Source organism: Methylobacterium sp. Leaf113 (genome assembly GCF_001423325.1).
Taxonomy (GTDB): Bacteria; Pseudomonadota; Alphaproteobacteria; order Rhizobiales; family Beijerinckiaceae; genus Methylobacterium.
The window spans coordinates 1-1085 of the sequence record NZ_LMNJ01000050.1; the positions used below are offsets into that span (position 1 = coordinate 1).

General features: G+C 73.6%; 1 protein-coding gene and 1 pseudogene. Both read right to left on the bottom strand.

Annotated features, from left to right (window positions below; genetic code table 11):
• A partial coding sequence (locus tag ASF60_RS24785; protein ID WP_244478513.1) for an Ig-like domain-containing protein occupies nt 1–531 on the bottom strand: 531 nt, incomplete at its 3' end.
• Nucleotides 532–634: 103 nt separating this feature from the next.
• Nucleotides 635–1069, bottom strand: a pseudogene (locus ASF60_RS26315) (Ig-like domain-containing protein); the annotation flags it as partial.
• Nucleotides 1070–1085 lie beyond the last annotated feature (16 nt).

A 1085-nucleotide genomic window follows, 5' to 3' on the forward strand; every position in this document is an offset into this window, starting at 1 on the left:
CGAGACGATGACGGTCGAACCCGGCTCGGCCGTGCCGGTGATGGTCGGGGTGGTGTCGTTGGTCGGTGCCAGTGCATCCAGCACCGGGGCCGTGGGAGGCGTGGTGTCCCCGTTGCCCGGCGTGGCGGTGACCACGAGGGTGACCGGGGTGGAGCCCGCCCCCACGTTGCCGGCCGCATCGGCGGCGGTACCCGTCAGGACGTTGTTGCCGTCCGCCAGCGGGATGGTCGGCGTGAAGGTGAAGCGTCCGTCGGTCCCGGCGAGCGCCGTGCCGAGCACGGTGCCGTTGTCGGAGATGGTGACGGTGGTGCCGGCCTCGGCCGTACCCGTGATGGTCGGGGTGGTGTCGKTGGTSGGCGYCAGGGCGTCGAACACCGGTGCGCCCGGCGGCGTGAGGTCGATRACCAGGGGSGTCGCTGYGGAGGCGGGCGAGGCGTTGCCCGCCGCATCCACGGCGACCGCCGTGAGGCTGGCCGTGCCCTCGGGCAGAGCGGCCGGCGTCAGGCTGAAGCTGCCATCGGCAGCGGCCACGGTCGACCAGGGCGTCGAACACCGGTGCGCCCGGCGGCGTGAGGTCGATGACCAGGGGCGTCGCTGTGGAGGCGGGCGAGGCGTTGCCCGCCGCATCCACGGCGATCGCCGTGAGGCTGGCCGTGCCCTCGGGCAGAGCGGCCGGCGTCAGGCTGAAGCTGCCATCGGCAGCGGCCACGGTCGAGCCGATCTGGGTCGTGCCGTTCGAGACGATGACGGTCGAACCCGGCTCGGCCGTGCCGGTGATGGTCGGGGTGGTGTCGTTGGTGGGCGCCAGGGCATCCAGCACCGGGGCCGCGGGAGGCGTGGTGTCCTCGTTGCCCGGCGTGGCGGTGACCACGAGGGTGACCGGGGTGGAGCCCGCCCCCACATTGCCGGCCGCATCGGCGGCGGTACCCGTCAGGACGTTGTTGCCGTCCGCCAGCGGGGTGGTGGGCGTGAAGGTGAAGCGTCCGTCGGTCCCGGCGAGCGCCGTGCCGAGCACGGTGCCGTTGTCGGAGATGGTGACGGTGGTGCCGGCCTCGGCCGTACCCGTGATGGTCGGGGTGGTGTCG